The sequence below is a fragment of the Pseudonocardia sp. DSM 110487 genome (assembly GCF_019468565.1).
Taxonomy (GTDB): Bacteria; Actinomycetota; Actinomycetes; order Mycobacteriales; family Pseudonocardiaceae; genus Pseudonocardia.
In genome coordinates this window covers 2492965-2515024 of the sequence record NZ_CP080521.1, presented here as the reverse complement: position 1 = coordinate 2515024, position 22060 = coordinate 2492965, and the positions used below count along the sequence as shown (strand labels likewise).

Sequence of the window (22060 nt, the reverse complement as noted above, 5' to 3'; positions counted from 1 at the left end):
GTCACGACCTGCCGAGCGGACCACACGAATGGGCGAGTGCTAACGGGCGGTCGCCGGTCAGCGAGTGGGTGCGCGACTCCTCCATCCGGAAGGCATCCCGTGACCCAGTACATGCCGCAGTACCCACCGCACTACCCGCCGCCTTCGCCGCCGCAGAACGGCTTTGGGACCGCGGCATTCGTGTTGGGGCTGCTCGGCCTGTTGTTCTCGTTCATCCCGATCATTGGCGTCATCGCCTGGCCGCTGGTGCTGCTGGCGCTGGTGTTCGGCGGCATCGGCCTCGCCAAGGCGGGCAGCGGCCGAGCGACCAACCGTGGCCTGGCGATCGCCGGCCTCGCCTGTGCCGCGTTCGGCCTGCTGATCTGCATCGTTTACGCGGCGGCCTTCAGCGCAGCGGTCTCGAGCACGCCGACTGCCACTGCAACCGCCCCCACCGCTTCTGCCGAACAGGTCGGCATCGGCACCGAAGTGCAGGACGGGGCGTTCGCATTCACCGTCACGAAGGTCGACACCGGCGTGCAGTCCCTCGGCCAGAGCTACCTCCGTACCGAGGCACAGGGCAGCTACGTGCTCGTCCACGTGACCGTGCGGAACATCGGCACCGAATCGCAACTCTTCACCGGCTCCAACCAGACGCTCTTCGACGCGCAGGGCCGGGAGTTCGATGCCGACACGGCGGCGGCGATGATGAGTGTGCCCGACAGCGAGTCGTTCCTGACCACGATCAACCCGGGCAACAGCGTCAACGGCCTGCTCGTCTTCGACGTTCCGGAAGGCGTCGCACCGACCTACATCGAGCTGCACGATTCGATGTTCTCTTCGGGAGTGCTCGTGTCACTTGCGGGCTGAGGCCCGGATCCGAACGAGCTCGGCGGCGGCCGCCGCGACGTCGTGCAGCCGACACGACCAATGCGGCCGCCCGTGCTCTCCCCCGAGCGAGCACAGGGCGCATCGGCCGTCCGCCCGGGGCACGTGCTCGCGCAGCAGTCGTTGCCAGACGAGCGGATCTCCTTCAGCGAGAACACGACTGATCACTGCGCAAGCACACCGGGAATCAGGGCTGCAGCCCGGTCCGCCCATGCGACCCGCACAATCGTGCGGGTTCAGCCGACCGCGGCGACCACCCACGCCGGATCGAACGCGGCCACGACCTCTGGTCCTGTCCCCGACTGCACGGGCGCGGGGTCACCGATCCGCCCCGACTGCGGATCGACGAACCTGACGCCCGCGCCGGAGAGAGTCTGGAGGGTCGGCAACCACACCGGGTGGCCCCATAGCCGGTTGTTGACCATCGGCACCGCCACGACCGGCACTCCCGCTCCGAGCGCATCGCAGAGCGCGCCGGCCGCGCTGGTGTCCATGATCCCCGTCGCGACCTTGTTGGCCGTGTTGAACGTGAGCGGGCAGGCGACAACGGCGTCGGGCCGCGGCCGGTCGTGCTCCGAGCGTTCGTCGAACCACTGACTCGCCGCGTCTGTGGCCACAATCGAGACGCTCCACCGTGTACTCAACGCGTCCGCGACGTCTCTGGCCCGGGCGGCGAGGGGGGCGCCGCACACGACGAGCGTCAGGTGCCGCTCCCCCATCAGACGGCGACCCCGGCCCGGTGCGCCAAGCCGCGCACGGCGGCCCCGTTCGTGCCGCGGGCCCGGGCGAGGAGCTGCCGGATGGTGTCGCGGGCGACCACGTTGCGTCGGGCGACCTGCGGCGCCGCCCGCTCGATCTCGAGTAACGCCACCAACGCCTCCGCGTCACGTCGCCGCTGTGCCTGCGCCCAGGCGATGTCCAACTGCACCTGCACGTGGCGGCTGTGCAGGCCCTCCGGGAGCCGATCGAGGTCGACGGCTGCGGCGGCAGCCAACGCGGCGGGAGCATCGCCGACCTCGACCGCGACCGAGACCCGGTGGATGGCGACGTTGGTCGGGCCGAAGGCGGTCCAGCGGTGGTTGGCGTCCTCGCCCAGCCGGTCCGCGAGCTGCCGGGCGTGGTCCAGGCGTTCCTCGGCTGCTGCAGCATCAATTCGACGAGCTGCCGCAACCGCCGCGATGAGCCAGAGCGCGCCGGCGACGCTGAGCACGGCTGGGTCCTCGCCATCGAGTCTCGTCGCCATCTCGACAGCGAGCTCCTCCGCGAGCACTGCCCGAGCGGTCGGAAGCAGCGCGCACACGACCTGGTTGACGGCCATGCCGACATCGGCCTGTTCACCGCTCCGGCGCGCCGCGTACCAGGCACGGTCCGCCCCGATCAGCGCGAGGTCGTGCGAACCGATCTTCGTCAGCATCTTGGCTGCGACGGTGTAGCCGGCTGCGGTCAACCCCGAGTGCTGGCCCTCGAGGGCTGCAATCAGGCTCGGGAGGGCCGCGAGTACCTCGTCGTAGCGGGCAGCTTGGTAGGCGGCGTGCAGCTCTGGAACGGCCGCCACGACGTCGGGCATCTCCTCGGGCGCGGTGCCAATCAGCAGCGCCCGCTCGATCGCGGCTACGTCAACATCGCGTACGGATCGCTCTGGCTGGCTGGCCTCACCGGTCGCGGTGAGGGTGGCGATGTCGACTCGGAGGACACGGGCGAGGTCGCGGAGGGCTGTGTAGCTGTCGACGTCGCGAAGACCACGCTCCACCTGCGACAGCCACGACTCCGAGCGACCGACGAGCCCGGCCACGGCGACCTGGCTCAGGCCACGGCGACGGCGGTGGAGGGCGATGCGGCGGCCGATTGGTTCGGGCACGGATCGATCGTGGCACAACGGGAGCGCGCCCCTAGATCCGAAGCTGTCGGCATTGTCCTCGCCGTAGCACCCAGCCTCCCGGCGATGCGCCACCAGCGGCAGCCGGTGTGGCTCCCCACCAGCACTCGCTGCGCCATCAGCACCGCGTCGTCGTCGAGCACCTGCAGACCTTGCCGGGCCCTTCGAACATGGTTGATATCGGACTTGATCACGCCTCGGCACAGCGGCGACGCCACTCGCTGAGCGAGATGGACCCGCGACACCTTCATCGCTTCTACCACTCTGACGGCGCCACCACGTTGTCACGTTGCGCAGACCGCAACGGATTGGCGGGCTGCAACGAACTGCGCCCGGACGGTCAGTTGCCAGATCTTCACTCGACCAACTGGCCACAGTCGATCAGAGGCCGAACCGAGGGGTGGGCACATGGGCTGGGCCTCGTACTCCGAGGATGTGAACGACCGACACAACGACAACCGCCATACCCTTGAAAGTCGCCCAGCCGTACCGGCCGGGTCTGCTCCTCATGCCCACGCCGGGCGGCGTCCACCCCGGAAGAGAGCTCACAAGATGTCAAAGCTCAGCCGACTGTTCGCCTCGATCAAGACTCCGAAGACTGATCCGGCCAGCACCGTTCGAGAGCTTCAGGAAACAGTCTCTCGCCAGAGAAACAGAATCGCAAACCTCGAGAAGGACAACGGAAACCTCCTTCGCATCGTGCACAGGCTCAAGAATGAGAAAGCAGGCACTCACAGCTGAACTCGCACTAAGCGGGCAAAGGCGCAAGACGAACGGACGCAAAGTTCCCAAGAACTCCCAGGTTCGGGTCCGGGAACAAGGCGCCACTCAGCCCGCTGACCGGAAGGCGGTGTAGCGCTCGTCCAGCAGATCGCGGTCTGGCCGCTCCGCCCGGATCCTCGGCACGACCATCAGCCGCTGCCCGCTACTCCTACCGGCGTTCCGCTCCTCGTTGATCATCCCGGCGTCCTCGGCGGGCCCCGGGAGTAGCTGGCACCGCCGCCTCAGTGTCGGTCCCTCGCGCTACGGTAGGCTCGTGACGGCGTTGTGGTCCTTGGACGAGCAGTCCTGCACCGTCGGTCCACTAGGGCTTGGCGCGGCAGCTATGGCAACCCGAGAAACGCTGCTCGAAATGGACTATGTTCGGTTCGACGCCGCCCACCAACGGTCGTTCGTCGCCACCCGCGACAGCAGGCTACTTCGGTGCTTGCAGCGCTGGTGTCGGGTGGCACCTCTGCCGCGCGACGCACACCGTTTCACCTCGACAGCCCGCCGAGCAGTTGAGCAGCTAACCGGCGGCACCGCGGACATCAGGGCGGCCTCCGTGACAGCCCCTTGGTCGCTCGGATGACACTTCGGTTGGGATCGCTGGTCGAGTACGTCAACTCGCCCGGAATTGGACGGGTCGCCCGCATCGACGGCGACCGAATCAGAGTGGAGCACTTCGAGTCGGTCGCCGAACCCGTCGCCGACGCCGCGTTGCTCCCCCTCGCCGAGTGCCGTCCGGCGCGCCTGGAGCGGCAGACCCGGGTCTTCCGTTTGAACGGTCAGACGGGCGAATGGACGCCAGGCCGGATCGCCGGTGGCCAGTCGCCGCGCTACTTCGTCAGGTTCCCCAACTCTGATGTGGATCTCCCGATCGACGAGGCCGAACTCCGGGTTCGCTGGGACCGCCCGATCCGCAACCCGGTGGACGTGCTCGCCTCGACCGCCAACGAGACCCCGGTACTGCGCGATGCCCGCATCCCGCTGCTGCGGGACCTGGTCCGCCAGCGCGCGGCGTGCGCGGGCATGACGGCGGTGCTGTCGGCGGCGGTGGAGATCTACCCGCACCAACTCCACACCGTCATGAAGGTCCTGCAGGACCCCGTCCAGCGCTACCTCCTCGCCGACGAGGTCGGACTCGGCAAGACCATCGAGGCCGGGCTGATCGTCCGTCAGACGATGCTGGACCGCCCGGACACCCGCATCGCGGTGATCGCACCGGACCTACTGCGCCGCCAGTGGCAGCGCGAACTGCGTGAGAAGTTCTTCATTGACGACTTCCCCCGCGCCACCCTCCGGATCGGTGCCCACGAGATGCCGGCGAAGTGGTCGGACTACCACGGGTTCGACTTGGTGGTAATCGACGAAGCGCATCGGATCGTCCAGGGCGGGGACCCGGGGACGTCGCCATACCGGGATTTGGCCGCGTTGGCGCACTCCGTCCCGCGGATCCTGCTGCTGTCCGCGACCCCGGCGACCGCGCACCCTGACACCCACCTGGGTCTGCTACACCTCCTCGCGCCGAGCATCTACCGCTGGGACGACCGCGCGGCCTTCGCCCGGCGCCTGAAGACCCGCCAGCAACTGGCCGACGCCCTCTTCGCGCTTGACGGCGAGTTCACCTTCCTGCTGGAGCCCACCCTGCAGCAGATCGGCGAAATCGTCCCCGACGACCCGCTCCTCAAGGCGCGGACCGCGGACATCCTCGGACTGCTGGACGAGGATGGCGAACTGGCCGACGCCGACACCCGCGGTGGCCTCAACGACGCCATCGCCGCGCTGCGCGCCCACGTCGGCGAGACCTACCGACTGCACCGCCGGATGATCCGGCATCGCCGGTCAGCCGCGCTCACCAGCAGCGACGAGTCGAACCATTACGAGATCCGCGGCCGGAGCCGCGCCCAGTCAATCCCCGTCCGGTCCCGCGAGCACGACGCGGCCCAAGAAGTGCTGCTCGATTGGCAGGGCGGAATCGCTGACGTGCTGCTCGACGAAGGTCGAACGGACGAGCGCCCCGCCTACGGGAAGATCCTCGCGGTACTGGCCGCGCGCGCCGGCGGACCCGTCGATGACCTCGTCGCCGCGCTGTCCTGGCGGATCCAACACGACGCGGAAGCGGCCGATCGCGCGGGGTTGACCGCGACCGAGCGGGCCGAGTTGCGGGCGCCGGCCGTGGCTGCGGTCGAGCACCAGGCGCTCGCCGCGCTCGTTGACGCCCGCGGCGACGGCCCGACCGAACTCGCCGCGTCCCTCGTCCCTCTGCTGCGCAGGTCGCAGCGCGCGGTCGTCTTCTGTGGCCCCGGCGGCCTCGCCCGATCGCTGGCCCGCGAGTTACACCGGCACCTGCCGGTGGACCGGCGGGTCCGCGAGCACACCGCGGAGGTGGGCGGTGCGGCCGCCGAGCAGGCTGTCCAGGACTGGACGACCGGACGCGGCGTGCTCGTGCTGGACGGCACCGGCGAGGATGGCTTGAACCTGCAGATCGCCGACGTCGTCGTGCACTGCCGACTGCCGCGCTCGCCCAACGTGCTCGAGCAGCGACTGGGCCGGGTGGATCGCTACGTCAGCGTGCGTCCGGGCGCGCCGACCGGGCCGGCCGTGCAGTTCGTGCTCGCCCAGGCCGACGGCCTCTCCACCATCTCCGGGGCGTGGGTGGAACTGCTCGGCGACGGCTACCGGATCTTCGACAGCTCGTTGTCGTCGCTGCAGGACGCAGTCGAGGTGGGTCTCGACGACGTGTGGGCGGCCGGGTTGGAACGCGGACCGGCAGGTCTCACCGTCCAGGCCCAAGCCGTGGCCGACCGGCTGGACGGGGAGCGGAAGGCCGTGGAGGCGGCCGATCTGATCGAGTCGGTGTTCGGGACCACCGCCGAGGCCGACGCGACGACCGCCGCGGTGGACGCCCTCGAAGTCGACTGGCGCACAGTGGAGTCCACCGTCGTCACCTACGCCGATGACGGGCTGCGCTTGGCCCGCACGGAGGTGGACGGCACGCGGGTCGTCCGCTTCCGACTGGGTGGCCACGAGCCGCTGATGCCGCCCCGGTTACTGGCTCGCGGTGGGCACGTGGTCACCGCCGACGCGCTGCGCGAGGGCGCGTTCAACCGCAGTGTCGCGCTGCGCATGCCCAGCACCCGGGTGTTCCGGATCGGGCACCCGTTCGTCGACCTACTGGCGACCGTCATGGAGGTCGACGACCGTGGGCAGGCCGCCGCGTTCTGGCGGATCGACCGCACGCACACCGGTGACCCGGAGGTCTACTTCGCCGTCGACTTCCTGGTTGAAGCCTCCTTCCGCTCGGCGGCCGAACTGGTCGACCAGGCCCACCCCGGTGCGCTGCACGCCCTGCGCCGGCAGGCCGACGGCCTCTTCCCGCCGTTCGTCGGTCGCGCCTGGGTCCGCGCGGGCGCGGGCACCGCCGTCTCGGACCAGCACAGCATCGACTGGCTGGACCAGCCCTTCGACAGGTCGCGCAACGACCTGAACCTCAACCCGACACGCATCCCCGCCCTGATCAACTTGTTCGGCACCCGCGAACGCTTCGCGCAGGCCGCCCGCGACTCCGATGGCATCGCCCGCCGCGACCTGGTGCGCGTCACCGACCTGGCCGAGCGCAGTGCGGCGGCCGCGGAGCGGGGCCGAGGGCAGATTGAGGTGCTGCGGGCGCAGGCGCTGGCCCGCCGCGCGGCCGGGGACCTGGTCGGCGACGCCGACGCCTACACGTTGGACGTCGAGTTGACCGAGGCGTTCCTGACCGATCTCGGCACACCGACGATACGACCGGTCGGCGCAACGTGCATCGTGCGCAGCGGACCAAGTGGGATGCCACGTGCCGAGAACTGACGACGAAGCACAACTCTTGCTCGACAAATGGCCCGACCCGCCGGTGGGCGCCGTCCCGCACGACCCCGTCGTCCGCCGCCTGGCCGACGCCCTCGCCGGCCTGCCTGCGGACGGATCGGGGCGCGGCGACATCACGGCGCTGGTCCGGCAGGTGCTGCTGCAGACCGACGCGGCCACTGGGCAGACCGGGCGGCTCGCCGTCCCGGACGGCGCGGGGCTACCCCGGCGCCAGGACTGGGCCGCCGCGCGGTGCGACGTGATCTCAACGGCCCGCGGGTTCTCGGTCGCGGCGCGCCCGTGGCACCCCCCGACCCCCACCGCTCAACGGAGTGCGGCGGCCGAGGACCTGCGGCAGATCCTCGCCGCACGGCCCGACCGGGCCGTTGCCGCCCCGATCCCGGCGGACCCGTTCTGGTCCACCGCCTCCGGCCTGCGGGGGTACCGGTCGACGGGCCAGCGCCAGGCTGCCCGCGCGGTCGTCACCGCTCCCCCGGGTGGCACCGTGATCGTCAGCCTGCCGACTGGCCAGGGCAAGACGTGGGTGGCCTTCGCCCCGACCCTGCTGGACTGGTCGCGCAGGGCGGTCACGGTGATCGTCGTGCCGACCGTGGCGCTGGCGCTGGACGTGGAGCGCCGGGTGGAGGAGTTGCTGGCGACCCGCGGGCACCGCACGATCGGGCGACGACTGGCCTATGTCGGTGAGATGGACGAGTCGGCCAAGGCGGCTATCCGCCAGGCCGTCGCCGAGGGCCGTCAGCGGATCCTGGTCACCTCGCCGGAGGCGGTCGCGACCGGTCTGAGCACCGCTCTGCAGCACGCCGCGCGCGCCGGCCGGTTGGGTCACCTGATCATCGACGAGGCTCACCTCGTCGAGCAGTGGGGGGTCTTCCGCCCGCATTACCAGGACCTCGCCGGGTACCGGCGCACCTGGCTGGAGCAGGCCCCTGCGGGGCAGCGGGTGGTGACGGTGGCAATGAGCGCCACGTTGACCGGCCACCAGGTGCACACGCTGGCCGGCATGTTCCCCGGCGAGCCGACCGAACTCGTCTGGGCGTCCAACCTGCGCCCCGAGACCAGCTACTACCTGGCGTCCTTCCCCTGTGATGACGACCGCGTCGACGCTGTGCTCACCGCAGCGGCCCTGCTGCCCCGGCCGATGGTGCTCTACGCGTCGACCAGGGCAGACGTTGCGCTGTGGGCGCACCGGCTGCGCGGCCGGAACTATCGCCGGGTCGCGGAGATCACTGGGGACGACGGCCTTGCCCGGCGCGCCGAGGTCCTCGAGGGCTGGCGGGGCTACCCCGGCGCCAGCGGCGCGACCCGCTACGACGTGGTCGTGGCCACGTCGGCCTTCGGTCTCGGGTTGGACGTACCCGACGTGCGTACCGTGCTGCACGCCTGCGTCCCGGAGACGATCGACCGGTACTACCAGGAGGTGGGCCGGGGCGGCCGGGACGGCCGGCCGTGCCTGTCCTACCTCGCCGAGGGCCCGGACGACCGGGCCGTCGCCTACGGCCTCAACAGGCAGACCCTCATCGGCGACGAGCGCGGCTGGAAGCGCTGGCGCAGCATGTTCCGAGCCGGCACATGGGACGGACGGGTCGGCGTCGTACCGCTAACCGCCACGCAGGCGGACTACTCGCTCGACACCCAGCACAACAGAGCGTGGAACCGCCGGACCCTGCACCTGATGGCCCAGGCCGGGCTGATCGAACTGCGCTCGAACAATCCCTCCGGTGCGTCCGCCGACCGCGCCGGGGACGACGCGCAGCACGGCCGGGACATGGTCGTCGTGAAGATCGTCAAGGCCGAGGCCAACGACGAGGAGGCGTGGGGCACGGCGATGGGCATCCGCCGCGACGAGAAGCGCGGCGCGCAGGACGCCGCCATCGTTGAGATGCTCGACGTGCTCGACGGGGGGCGCTGCATCGGCGAGGTTCTCGCCGGCTATTACACCTCCGAGTGGGAGGACGATCGGTTGGGCACCGGGGTCACCTGCCGCGGCTGCCCGGACTGCCGGGCGACCCGCAGACCGCACGGCGAGCCGGACCTGCCACCGCTCTACCGCGTGGCCCCCGCGCCCAACCCCCCGCTGCCGGCCATGACGAAGGCACCCGATCCGCTCGCCGGGGCACGGGGGGCGTCGTCGTGGCTGAGCCTGCACTGGCGCGACGAGCGGGAGCGCGCCGATCTCGTCCCCGACTTGCTGGAGCGGCTGGCCCGGCGCGGCGTCGCAGTGTTCGGCGGCCCCGGCCTGGACGCCGCGACCGCGACCGCGCTGCAGGCGGCGGCGCGACCGGCACCGATCGTCGTCGACCGCGACCACGACCTCGTCGACGGCTACCGGGGTACCGTCGTCTGGCTGCTCGAAGGCGACCCGCCCGACCCCGCGGTTGTGCAACGCCTCGATTCCCCCGACGTCACCTACTTGGTGCATCCGGCTACACTCGGCGATCACAACCGGCCCGGTATTGCCCTGAGCGAGATCCATTCCGCTGTCCTCCCAGTGACGACTGCCCTGGAGATCCTCTGATGGTGCTGATTAACGAGCCGGCCTCGATCCCGGCCTACATGTGGGGCGTAGTCCGCTACCTCGCCGACGCGGACCGGCCGGTCCCAGCGATCACGGCACGCGCTTTGCTCTGCCCGGAACCGCTGCGGGCCCCGGACGCGGCCAGGCTGGATCCCACGTTCGACAACACCATCGCCACGCTGACCGGGCTCGGCTTGGTCGAGGACGACGACGATCACCTGAGCCTGGGACCGGCGCTAGCCGGGGCCGCCCCGGACGACCTCGACGGCTTCCGGCGCGAGTTGCGCCGAGCCGTGCTCGACCCCGCCCGCAACACCGACCTGGGCACCTCCAAGTCGCAGTCCGGCCCACGCGATCTGGTCCGGGCGCTGGCCTGGTTCCTCGCCCTCGACCCCCTCGAACCGGCGCTGGGAACGGTGGAGATCGAACAGCGGCAGCGCGGCGCCTTCGCCGATGACGTCGGCCGCGCGCTGGTCAACGAGACCCGGTGGAACCGGTTCACCTATTGGGCCCCCGCGCTCGGGCTCGCCGCGACGGAGTTGGTGCCCAGCGAGCAGCGGACGAAGCTGGTCCCGGACTGCACCGAGGCGGTCCGCCAGTGCATGTTGTCCCGCTACGCCGATCGGCAGACCCGCGACCTCAGCGAGGTGCTGGAGGCGATCTGGCAGGACCTCCCCGTGCTCCCCGGCGGGCGCTACAGCCGGGAGTTGGGGCTCCCGGTCGCCGACGTGCTCGCCCCCAGCCTGTCGTTCGCGCTGCTACGCGGGGGCGAAGCCGCCTGGTGGCGCCTCGACAACCCCGCGGACGCCCCCCGCACCGTCCTGCTGACCGACCCGGGGCGCGCCGACGGAGTGCGACGGTTCTCCGAGATCACGGTCTGGGGGCCGCAGGATGGCTGACCCGGTGACCGCCCTGCTCCGCTCGCCAGTCGGTGACGCGCGCGAGTTGCGCCGGGTCGTCTGCTGGGACCGGCAGCAGGTGACGGCGACGATCGCCACCGAGGCGGTGAGCCCGTCTAAACCAGTCTTCTTCGCCACCCACACCCCCTTGCGCATCCAGCGCACCGGCAAGGACGGCGTCCGGTCGGACACCCCGGGCCCGACCGTCGACGAGGCGGAGGTCGCCAGGGATTTCCTGACCCGCGACCCGGTGAACGGCGCGCTGCTGATGCCGGTGATCGGCCAGTCCGGCACCGGGAAGTCGCATCTGGTTCGCTGGGTCAAGGAGCGGATGCCCGAATCCGACCGGCGACACGTGATCTATCTGCCGAAGTCGGGCACCAGCCTGAAGAGCCTGCTAACCAACCTGCTCGCCGACCGGACCGATGGTCCGCTGGCCGCGCTGCGCGACCAGGTCGCCTCGATGACCTCCGGCATGGACCGGGCGGCGCTGCAGCAGCGACTGCTCAACGGCCTCCAGGAGGCCGTGGTGGCCGCGGAGCCCACCTCGCCGGAGATGCGCCGGCTCGCCGGTCCCGGCCGGCTGGAGACCCTGCTGCTCGACCCGTACGTGCGCGAGCACATGCTGCAGCCCGACGGCCTGATCGCGCGGATGGCCGCCAGCCAACTCACTGACGGCGCCGCGGAGGCCCACGACCGGCCGCTCGAGTTCACCGTCGACGACCTACCGCTGGACCTATCCGACGTCCGGCAAGCGGCGGCTGCGACCCAGCGGATGCTGGTCTACCTGCGCACCGGCGACAAGCCCCAGCAACTGGCGGTCGCGCTGCTCAACCAGGCGCTCGGCAGCGCCGTGGCCAACGCGGCGAACCTCGGATCCGGCCGGCTCAGCGATGCGCTGCTGCAGGTCCGGCGCCAACTGGCCGCGGAGGGCCGGGAGATCGTCTTGCTGGTCGAGGACTTCGCGCTGATCCAGGGCGTCCAACGGGAACTGCTTGAGGCCGTCATCGAGGCCGGCATCCGAGGCGGGCGCACCGAGTACGCGCCGATCCGCACTCTGCTCGCGGTCACCACCGGCTACTACCGCAACCTCGTCGACACTGCTCTCACCAGAGCGCAGGCCGCCACCCCGTACGTCTACGACCTCGACGTCCAGTTCGACGGCTCCCCGGCGGGGCTCGACGAGGTCGAGGGTTTCGTCGGACGCTACCTCAACGCCGCCCGCCTCGGACGGACCGTGCTCGACGCCGCAGGCGACGACCCGGATGCCAAGGTGCCGAACGCCTGCAAAGACTGCCAACTGCGCGCGCCGTGCCACGCCGGCTTCGGCGCCTCGACCGCGGACCCCGTCGAGCGCGGCGAAGAACCCGGCTACGGCCTGTACCCGTTCAACCGCCCTGCGCTGCACCGCGCGATCCTGGCCAGGGCACCGGAGGGCCGCCCCGACGCGTTCAACCCCCGCGCAGTGATCGGCCAGGTGATCCGGAGCGTGCTGCTCGAGCACGCATCGGCGATTACCGAGGGGACGTTCCCCGACGAGCGCTTCACCGAGCGGTTCCCGACCCAGGAACTCGACCTGCCGGTGCTGCCGGTCGCGGTCAGCGCCGAACTCGAACGGCTCTCGCCGGCCGACGCGCCGCGCCGCGCCGCGCTGCTGGAGTTCTGGGGCGACGCACCGGGCCAGGTGACAAACCTCGACCCGGTGATTCACGACGCGTTCGGCATCCCGCCGCTGCGCCTCGACGATGCCCCGGAATCCACACCGCCCGCGAAGACCTCCCCGAGCAGGGCACCGGGCAGCCGCCCGGCCCGGACCGCGTCCACTACGGTCAAGACCTCCGAGATCGAGGACTGGGGTGCCCGCCAGCGGCAACTCCCAACGAACGTCGCCCGTGATCTGCGGAGGATCGTGCGCACCGCGGTGGTTCAACGCACGCTATGGCTCGACCCGCTGATGGCCGAGCCGCTCAGTGCCACCCTCGACCGGGTGTGGCCGGTGCGGTCGAGCGTGGTCTCGATCGAGGAAGCGGAGTCGGAGAACGATCCGCGCACCGCCCAGGCCCCGATCAGGTTTGACCGAACCCCGGCCAACGCCGAGTTCCTGCAGGGGCTACTAGCGCTCGCGCGAGGTGACGCGCGCGGCAACCCCGCCGCTGTCCGTCGGCTGGCCGACCTCGCCGAGAAGCACCGCCCGGCGCTCATCCGGCGTATTCAGGAGGAAACCGGGTCCACCGATGCCGAGTTGGTCCCGACGCTGCGGGTAGCACTGCTCGGCGCGGCGCTGGCCGGGCGCGTCTGGCCCGGCGCCGACGAGGCCACCCTGCTCGCCGCGGCCCTGAACGACGGCGCGGGCTGGGTATGCCGCGGCGCCGAACTGCGCACCCCAGCCTGGCGCGAGGCGTGGGGGCGGCACCGAGCCCAACGACCCGAACTGGTCGACCGGATCCGGCGGGCGGTCGGCATCTCCCGCGGGCGCGGTGACGTTCGAATGATCGACGCGGTGCGGGCGACCCGACTGCTGCGCCTCGCCGCGGCCGAACCCTGGGGCGCCCCGGCCGCGGCCGACGTCCCAGACTGGGTGCGCCCGATCGCGGCCACCGTCACAACCTGGGACACCCTGGTTCCCGACCAGTTCCGGCAGGTCGAGTCGACGGCGATGGCGATCCGGCGGGCGATGCCGGCCGGGACCGCGTACCGCACCCTGTTGGCCCGGTTGCGGGAGGCGTTCGAGGCCGCGGTCGCGGCCGGCCTGCTGGTCGGCGAGCTCACCGCGATCGAGGACACCCTCGACACCGCGACCGACTGGGGGTGGGACGCGCTGCGGTTGCTGCACGACGATGTCGCCGACGCCCAGCGCGCCACCGCGGAGGGGACCCTCAACCGGGCCGTCGCACGGGCCGCGATCCGCGACCGGGGTGCCGACCTCCCGCGGATCACCCGCCTGCTGGCGGACGCGGATGAATGGCTTAGCTACGCCGCCGGCCGGGCTGAGAAGGACCCGCGCACGGCCGACGACATCGACCACGCGCTGGCCGGGATCGTGGATCGCTGGAAGCGGATCGGGACGGCACGATGACCGCGGATGCGCCCCTGGGCGCAGCCATTGCAGCCGAGGACCCGGCCGGCCCGGGCACGGACTCGGATCCGGATACCCCATCGCTGGTGGACAGGGCTTTGGCGCTCACCGCGGCGGCGAACCGACTGGTGGCCGGCGAGCGGGAACGTGCCGAGGCCGAACGTGTGCTCAAGCGCATCGGCGAGATGGAGCGGGCGCTCGACGACCTCACCGATGCGGTGCAGTTGGCCGAGTCGCTGGAGACGCTGTCCGGGAACCCGATCGACACCTCGGGCGCCACCCGCGGGCTGCAGTCGTTCGCCCAACTCTCCACGGGCCGACCACCGGACACGGTGTTCAACCGGGCCAGGAACGCGATCAGCGCGGCCACGGGCGCGGTCCGGGAGGCGGTCGCCGACAACTGGACGCGGTGGACCGACCAGGCGATGCGCGACCTGCCGCTGCACCGGCTCGCCGTGCTGCCCGCGGAGGCCCGCGCGGCGGCGGGCGACGAGGAGCGGACCCTGCGCGGCCTCGCCCAGCGCACCACCGCCACCGTCGCCCAGATGCAGCGCTTCGGCGAGTCGCGCGCAGTGCTGGCCGCCGCGCTCGACGCCGTCGCCGAACCGCCCGTCGAGTTGCGACTGTTGTTGGAACTCCTGGAGCAGGGGCCGGTCCCGCTGAGTCGCCTCGACGACCGCGAGATCACGCTGCTGCGCCAGGTCGGCGACCAGATCGAAGTGCGGAGACGACGCACGTGACGCTTTCCCCCGAGCTGACTTCGGCGCTGCTCACGGCGCTAGAGGACCGCGAGTTGCCGCTGCTGTCGTGGGGGGTGACCAGCGGTGCGCTCACCGAGGACGAGGTGCGCGCCACCATCGCCGAGGTGCTCGCGCAACGCAGCAACCCCCACAGCGTGACCGCGGTCCAGGCCCAGCGGCACCTGCTGGAGCACGCCCTGCTCGTCCGCGAGCCCGCCTCCTCGCCGCCGCGGTTCCGGACCCGGATGGCCGAGGCCCTGCGACTGGCCGCGCGGCTGCGGCAACTGTTCTGGTGGCAGCGCGGGCGGATGGACGCCCCGGCGCCTCCGACGTGGTGGGAGCAGGGCCGCCGACTGGTCGCCGACTACCGGGTGCACGTGGCCCCGCGCTGGTACCCGTGCCGCGACCAACCCCTGGACGCTGTGCGCGCCGAACTCGCCGACGTGCCCGGCTGGGGACCGCTGCAGTCGGATCTGGCCGGTGCCTACATCGGCGAGCGCGAACTCGCCCGGTTCCAGATCGACACCACCCGCGCGGTACTGGCCTCGGTGACCGACCGGCTGGGCCGCGGCGTGATCGTCGGTGCCGGGACCGGGACCGGCAAGACGCTGTCGTTCTACCTGCCGGCGTTCTTGGCCATGGCCGAGAACCTGCAGTCGGAGCGGCCCGGTCGAGTGCACACTATGGCGATCTACCCGCGCAAGGAGTTGCTGCGCGACCAGCTACGTGAAGCGGTGTCGGTGGCCCAGACGCTGGCTCCGACGCTGCGCAACGCCCGGCGGCGGGCAGTCCGGATAGGCGTGCTCTACGCCGACACACCCGAGAACCGCGGGACTGCGGCGCGGCCCGTGGCCAAGGGCGGCTGGCAGCGGCGCGGGAACGACCTGGTCTGCCCGTATCTGCCCTGCCCTGGCACCGACGAGAAGGGTTGCCGGGGCGAGTTGGTCTGGCGAGCAACGGACGGGCGTCGCGAGCGGCTGCGCTGCCGGTCCTGCGACCTCGTCATGGACGACCTGGTGCTCACCAGGTCCTCGTTGCGCCAGCAGCCTCCCGACCTGCTGTTCACCACCACGGAGATGCTCAACCGCACCGCCACCGCAGCGCTAGGTCGGATCATGGGCTGGGCCGGCGGACCGCCACCGGAGCTGGTGCTGCTCGACGAGGTGCACACCTACGCCGACACGCACGGCGCGCAGGTTGCGCTGCTGCTGCGGCGCTGGCGCGACGCCGTGCGCCATCCAGTCACCTTCGTCGGCCTCAGCGCGACACTGCGCGCCGCGGACACCTTCTTCGCCCAACTAACCGGGCTGGACGTGGCCGCGGTCGACCACGTCACGCCGGCACAGGCGGACATGCGAGCCGAGAGCCGCGAGTACGCGCTCGCCTTGCGCGGCGACCCGATCTCCGGCGCCAGCCTGCTGTCCACCTCGATCCAGGCCGCAATGCTCTTCGGCCGGGTGCTCGACCCGCCGGAGAACGAGTACCTGCACGGCTCGACGGGCTTCCTGTTCACCGACGACCTCGACGTCACCAACCGGTTCTACGACGACCTGCGCGACGCCGAAGGGGCCCAGGACCGTCGCGGTCGCAGCGCCGGCCGGCCGGGTCGGGTGCTGGCGGCCCTGCGCTCCCCGGACGCGGACTTCGCTGCCGACCGGTACCGCGACGGGCAGTCGTGGGACGTCGTGCAGCGCATCGGACGGACGCTGCCGTCCCGAGCGGATGCCGGTGAGTTGCGGATCGGTCGGACGACCTCCCAGGACGCCGGGGTCGATCTGGACGCGGACCTCATCGTCGCCACGGCGTCGCTGGAGGTCGGCTTCGACGATCCGCGGGTCGGGCTGGTGCTGCAGCACAAGGCGCCCTACGACACCGGCGGATTCCTGCAGCGCAGGGGTAGGGCCGGTCGCCAGCGCGGGTCCCGGCCGTGGACCGTCGTCGCGCTCTCCGACTACGGCCGCGATCGGCTCACCTACCAGGCTTATGACCAACTCTTCTCGCCCGAACTGGCGGCCCGGCGCCTGCCGGTCGGCAACCGCAACGTGCTGCGCATCCAGGGCACCCAGGCGCTGCTGGACTGGCTAGGCGCCGCGCTCGCGGCCCGCCGCCGACACATCGACCCCCGCCAGGTGCTGGGGCCGGCCCGCAACGAGTCCGACTCCGACGACGGCGATGTGGTCGACGTGCTGGAGGAGTTGCTACACCGCCCCGACCGGCAGGACGACCTGCACCGGCACCTGCGCCGGGCGCTGCAGATCAGCGCCGACGAAGCCACCGCGCTGCTGTGGGAGCAGCCGCGCTCCCTGCTGCTGGCGGTGGTACCCACGGCGCTGCGCAGGCTCCGGGTCCGCGCCCGCGAACTGGGGGGACCGGCGGAGGCGGATCCTGGGGCCGCCGCCCTGCTGCCCGAGTTCCTCACCCGCTCGATGTTCGAGCCGCTCAATCTGCCTGAGGTCGCCCTCGGGCTGCCCTTCGACCCCGACCGCACAGAGGGGATGCCGATCGAGCGCGCCCTGCGCGAGGCGGTGCCGGGGCGCGTCAGCATGCGCTTCGGCCATCAACACAGCGAGGACCGAACCTGGCTGCCCCTGCCCCCCGCGCAGGAGCCGGCACTGGACCTGGCGACGCTGGACGCGGACTTCAGCCGTCAGGGTCGATGGCGCACCGCCGAGGGACCGGAACTAGAGGTGCTGCGCCCGCTGCGGCTGGGACTGCAGCAGCCGCCGCCAGACATTGAGACCCAATCGCAGGGTGTCCCGATGTGGATGTCGCACCTGGTGCTCCCGGTGGCCGGGCTCGCCGAAGCGGACGTCCCGAACCCGTCGCCGTGGCGCCCGCGGATCGCCTCGGCCGGATTCGCCACCCACGCGAACGGCAACCCGACGACCATCCGTCGGATGACCGTCGGCGCGGAGTGCGAAACCGTGCGCAGCGGCGGCAAGCGCGAGCGACGAACCGTGCGCTACCGGATCGACGACCGGCCCGCCGCCATGGGCTTCCAGCTCAGCGCCGACGCCGCGCTCTTCGGCGTCACCCGGCTCGACGCGACGACGGCTGCGGTCGCGAAGCACCTGACCTCGCCGGGCTGGCGCACTCTCGCCTTCCGCACCGCCGTCGCGGAGGACCCGGTGCTGGCCGAGGCCGCAACCACGTTCCAGCGCGGCTGGCTCGCCCAGGTCTATCTGACCTCCTTCGCCTTGTTTGGGCTTGACGGGAGATCCGGCCAGCAGGCACACGCCGCCCTGGCGGGCGGGGCATGGCGCAGCCACCTCGGCGACGTGCTGCGCGCGCTGTACCGCGACAATCGCGCCGGACCGGCGGTCAACCAGGACCGGCTGGTCAGCGGCCTGACGGCGCTGAGCGACGACCCCGCGATTACCGCACGCCTCGACGAGCACGCCACGCTGCTGTGGGCGGACGACGTGGCCGCGCGCACCACCGGGCTGGCACAGCGCGCCTACGACGAGACACTTGCCGCGGCGATCCGCGTAGCCGCGCTGCGGGCCTGCCCCGACGCCCGCGACTCCGACCTGCTGATCGACGTCGAGTCGCGGCGCGATCCGGACGGTTTGACCATGGTGTGGCTGGGCGAGACCGCGATCGGCGGAACTGGCGTCATCGAGCAGTTGGTGCGCTTCTACTCTGCAGACCCGCGCCGGTTCTGGGGCCTGGTGGACAGCGCCCTTCAGCCCGGGCCCTACGAGTACGTCGATATCCGACTGCGGCGCCTGCTGGAGCACATCGCGGCCGAGCCGGCGGGCGCCGTCACGGGGGCGATGTCGGCGCTGCGAACCGCCCGGACCAACGAGGCGGCCACCGCCGCGCTGGACGACCTGCGCGGGGCGTGGGCGGCCCTGGACGGGCACCCGCCGCACGCAGTTGTAGCTGCGCTGGCGACCAGGATGCTGCGCCCCGGCAGCGACGCCGGCACCGACCAGGCCGCTCTGGAGACCGTGCGGGCGTGGGACGGCTTGGAACGGCGGCTCGGAGTGGAACTCGACGCCCAGGTCATCGCCTACCTTGTGGGCTCCGGGCGGCTAGCGGTACCCGGAGTCGCCCTTACGGCGGATCAGGTGTTCAGCCTGCTCTGGCCGCGCGGTGCGGGAGCCGAGGTGCGGCACCTATACCACTACCAGCCCTACGGCGCGCCGCCGCTGCTGGACCGGCGGTTGGTCGAGGCGGCGCACGACCTGCACCTGCCCGAGGTCGACGTCACGGTCTCCGACTGGACCGACAGGTTCCGAACAGAGTTAGCGCGCCACGGGGCGGTGGACCTGGTCGCGCCCGCCGAGCGGCGCGGCGACCTCGCCGAGGCCGTCCGCGCGGTCCCACTGCTGGCGGTGGACCACGACGTACTGCGTATCTACGGACAGGCCCGCCACGTGGTGCAGGATGGCGCCGTTCTGCGGGTCCGGATCGAGATGCGGGAGGTACTCCAGTGATCCCGCGGGAGCGGACGGTTCGGACGGGCCGCGCCACCGGTGTCCGGATCGAACCGGTGCTGAGCACGGCGCTGCTGGCCGAGTTGCTGTCCCCCGGGCCGAGGCTGTGGCTGGTCTCGCCGTGGATCAGCGACGTCGCGGTGCTGGACAACAGCCGTGGCGGCTATGACAGCCTGGTCCCCGAGGCCGCAGCCCGAACGTACCGGCTATCCGACATGCTCTCCGCGCTGGCGGAGTCGGGCGCAGTGGTGACAGTCGTGACCCGCCCGGACGCGCACAACAAACGCTTCCGGAGCGTGCTGGAGCGCCGGACGACCCGTCCGATCCGAGTCGTCGAAGACCCTGACGTGCACGAGAAGACACTGTGCGGGGAGACCTGGCTGCTGACCGGCTCGATGAACTTCACCCTGCGCGGCATGCAGGTGAACGACGAGGCGATGTCTTACCAGCTGAATCCCACCGCCGCCGCCCAGGCACGGCTGGAGTTCACCCGGCGCTGGGGGCAGTTGTGATCAAAACCGCGGACGTCACCGACGCCGGAACGCGCACCCCCGAGGCCGTGGACGCGTTCCTGCTGGCCTTCTTCGGCGCAGGCAACGACGTCGAGTTCGACCCCGACCCGACCAGCCCGGTGGGCGCCTGGCTGGCGCCGTCGCTGCAGGCCCTGCGCACGCCGTCAGACGTGCCAGTGGTCCTGCCGCGCAAGCGACCCGAGGACGACGGGCGGCGCACCGCCTACGTGCTGGCCAGGGACCGGCGCCACGCCACCGAAGTCGCCGAGTTGCTGACGGCGTTCATCGGGCCTAGCTACTCATCGTTCATCGGTCGACCGGCCGATCTGGATCCGCACGACCCGGTGGACCGGGCGGTGCTGGATCTGGTCGGTGACGGGCTCGCATTCGTCCTATCAGCACCCGGCCCGGCTCGGGACCGACGGATGTGGACGGTGCTAGCGACCATGCAGCGCGCAGTGGCGGACCGCCCGGCCCGGCTGACCACCGTGCCCAAGCCGGTCGGACGATTGCTCGGCGAGTTCGAGGCGGCGCTGGCCGCGGGCGAAAGCACGGCATCAGCGGAGTTGCTGGAGCAGTTGGCCACCAACAGCGGGCTATCCGCGACCAACCTCGCCCACCTGCGGATCAAGCGCCTGGCACGGCTCGGGCGCGACGCGGAGTTGCTGCGACTGCCCGGTCTCACCGACACAATGGTGACCGGTCCCCCGCTGCCGGTCGTCGACGCCGTGCTGACCGCGCTGTTCACCGTCGCACTGGCCGATCCCCTCGCGGCCGATGACCCCGCTGCCGCCCGTGCCGCACTCGTGGACCGCGGCGCGGTAGTGCCAGCGTTGTTGGACAACGACGCCACCCGGCTCAGCCCGCAGGCCGCGACCGTTCTCGCGCTTGCCGCACGGATCCGCGACGACCTGCCGGTCCTGCGCAGGTTACTGCGCGACGATCCGGTCCGCGCGGGCATCGCCGGGGTGGCCCCGGCAGTCGTGGCCGACCTGGAGCAGGCGGCGGCCGACGGCGAGCCGGGCCCACCGCCCGTGGTACCCGAAGTGCCAGCCCCGGCCGCGGTCAGTGATTGGGTCGACTTGATCGACGGACTGGCCGTTGATGCCGAGGCGGCCCGTACCACGCTCGCCGAGGAGCGCTGGCGTGACTGGCCCCGGCCTGCAGACCAGGACCGGGAGTTGGCGGACGCGCTCGCCACCCTCGATGACGTGGGCGCCCAGCGCGCCTGGCGGGCCGTCGGCGCCTTCATCGACGCCGTTGGATACCAGAACACGGCCGCAGCCTCGGCTCGCGAGTTCGTCACCAACGCGATCACCTACGGCAGGTACTCACCGGGCGATCTGGCGGCCATGGTTGCGCTCACAGACATCGTGCTGCGCGTGGCTCCCACTCGGACCGACTACATCGACCTGCTCAACGACCTGGGCGCCGACGCGGCGCGCTGGATGGCACCGAACCGGGCAACCGTCCTGCTCGATCTGGTGGAGTTGCTCGCCCGGCACGCGTGCCCGGATCACGATGCCCGGCTGGGCCTGGTGACGGTGCTGCTCGATCCGCTGCGCCGGCACACCGGGCTGCTGGACGCCGATCAACTCGCCTTCGCCGTGATGCTGTCGACCGAACTGGACGCAGCGGTCGACTGGCCCCCCATCGCCGAGGCCGACGACGGCGAGGACCGCCTCCGTTCGGTGACGGGGACAGTGCTGTTGTACTCACTGGACGAGGGCGCCATTGACCGGACGCGCACGACCCTGGGCCACCTCGCTCCGCAGGTGCGCGTCGTGGTCAACTCGGAGACCGACGGCAGTCCACGGATGCGCCAGCAGGCCCGCGGTGCCGACGTCATCGTTCTCGCGACCCGGTGCGCTACACACGCCGCGACTGGGTGTATCCGCAAGAACGCGAGCGCGCACGCCATCGTGAGCGAGGCCGATGGCAGCGGTTCGGCCTCGCTGCTCCGTGCGGCGATCGCCGGCTTGTCACGATCGTTGGGGTGAGCCCGCCGATCCACTAGGACCACCCCCGGTTAGGTGCCCGATCACCTGACGAGTACTCTCGATATCGACGGACGGGCGACTTGTGCCCGCTCGTCTTTTTTTGTGCCTCGAGCGGGGGAGGAGGTGAACACATGGGTCGAAGAAGCCGGCGTCGCCGGCCAAACCGAGGTGTCCGCAGCGACGGCCCGAGGATCCTGTCCGTCCTGGTAGACATCGGCAGGATCCTCGGGACCGTCATCGTGGTGCTGTCCCACCTGATCCGTGACCACATGGCCTGAGACGAGGAGGCCAACACCCCATGATAGCCCGTGACCGGCATTTCCTGCCGGCACGGGCTACCCGCAGTGCTCTCGCAGCGTGCGCGAAGGTGTCTCGACCGGTTCAGGCGCAGAATCCGGGCACTGCCACGGCCGAGACCGACTGACCGCCCGTACCGCGCCGCGCAGATCGCCCCGAGCCCGACACGATGGACTGAAAACCGCTGACACGGCCGCCGGCGAGACGATC

12 protein-coding genes are annotated in these 22060 nt (G+C 71.4%); 9 read left to right on the top strand and 3 right to left on the bottom strand.

The window, feature by feature from the left end:
- Positions 1 to 99 precede the first annotated feature (99 nt).
- The gene (locus K1T35_RS11455) at positions 100 to 849 is read left to right on the top strand and encodes a DUF4352 domain-containing protein (protein ID WP_220260142.1); all 750 of its coding nucleotides are present in this window, start codon (positions 100 to 102) and stop codon (positions 847 to 849) included.
- A 254-nt stretch (positions 850 to 1103) separates the two neighbouring features.
- On the opposite strand, the gene K1T35_RS11450 is transcribed toward K1T35_RS11455, so the two are convergent.
- The 3 genes from K1T35_RS11450 to K1T35_RS48790 all read right to left on the bottom strand — a co-directional run bounded on the left by K1T35_RS11450 (position 1104) and on the right by K1T35_RS48790 (position 3703).
- Positions 1104 to 1586, bottom strand: coding sequence for a flavoprotein (locus K1T35_RS11450; protein ID WP_220260141.1), 483 nt, complete (start codon positions 1584 to 1586; stop codon positions 1104 to 1106).
- Positions 1586 to 2818 (bottom strand): helix-turn-helix domain-containing protein, encoded by a 1233-nt coding sequence (locus tag K1T35_RS11445; protein WP_220260140.1) that lies wholly within the window; start codon positions 2816 to 2818, stop codon positions 1586 to 1588. The genes K1T35_RS11450 and K1T35_RS11445 overlap by 1 nt, the downstream gene beginning before the upstream one ends.
- Positions 2819 to 3571: 753 nt before the next feature.
- Positions 3572 to 3703, bottom strand: coding sequence for a hypothetical protein (locus K1T35_RS48790; protein WP_255621778.1), 132 nt, complete (start codon positions 3701 to 3703; stop codon positions 3572 to 3574).
- Positions 3704 to 4090: 387 nt separating this feature from the next.
- On the opposite strand from K1T35_RS48790, the gene dpdE reads away from it, so the two are divergent.
- From dpdE to K1T35_RS11405, 8 genes are all read left to right on the top strand, one after another.
- Complete coding sequence (gene dpdE, locus K1T35_RS11440; protein WP_220260139.1) at positions 4091 to 7351, top strand: protein DpdE; 3261 nt, start codon at positions 4091 to 4093, stop codon at positions 7349 to 7351.
- Positions 7338 to 9884, top strand: coding sequence for a protein DpdF (gene dpdF / locus K1T35_RS11435; RefSeq protein WP_220260138.1), 2547 nt, complete (start codon positions 7338 to 7340; stop codon positions 9882 to 9884). Before dpdE ends, dpdF begins: the two co-directional genes overlap by 14 nt.
- On the top strand, positions 9884 to 10783 hold the full coding sequence (gene dpdG / locus K1T35_RS11430; RefSeq protein WP_220260137.1) for a protein DpdG: 900 nt from the start codon (positions 9884 to 9886) through the stop codon (positions 10781 to 10783). Before dpdF ends, dpdG begins: the two co-directional genes overlap by 1 nt.
- A 4-nt stretch (positions 10784 to 10787) precedes the next feature.
- Positions 10788 to 13859, top strand: a complete 3072-nt coding sequence (gene dpdH, locus K1T35_RS11425; RefSeq protein ID WP_220260136.1) for a protein DpdH — start codon at positions 10788 to 10790, stop codon at positions 13857 to 13859.
- 86 nt (positions 13860 to 13945) lie between these two features.
- Complete coding sequence (locus tag K1T35_RS11420; RefSeq protein WP_220260135.1) at positions 13946 to 14599, top strand: hypothetical protein; 654 nt, start codon at positions 13946 to 13948, stop codon at positions 14597 to 14599.
- Positions 14596 to 19041 carry a protein DpdJ gene (gene dpdJ / locus K1T35_RS11415; protein ID WP_220260134.1) on the top strand — a complete coding sequence of 1482 codons (4446 nt, stop codon included), beginning with the start codon at positions 14596 to 14598 and terminating at the stop codon, positions 19039 to 19041. Before K1T35_RS11420 ends, dpdJ begins: the two co-directional genes overlap by 4 nt.
- Positions 19038 to 19553, top strand: a complete 516-nt coding sequence (gene dpdK / locus K1T35_RS11410; protein ID WP_304940853.1) for a phospholipase D-like domain-containing protein DpdK — start codon at positions 19038 to 19040, stop codon at positions 19551 to 19553. The genes dpdJ and dpdK overlap by 4 nt, the downstream gene beginning before the upstream one ends.
- Complete coding sequence (locus K1T35_RS11405) at positions 19550 to 21553, top strand: hypothetical protein (protein WP_220260132.1); 2004 nt, start codon at positions 19550 to 19552, stop codon at positions 21551 to 21553. Before dpdK ends, K1T35_RS11405 begins: the two co-directional genes overlap by 4 nt.
- The last annotated feature ends 507 nt before the right edge of the window (positions 21554 to 22060 follow it).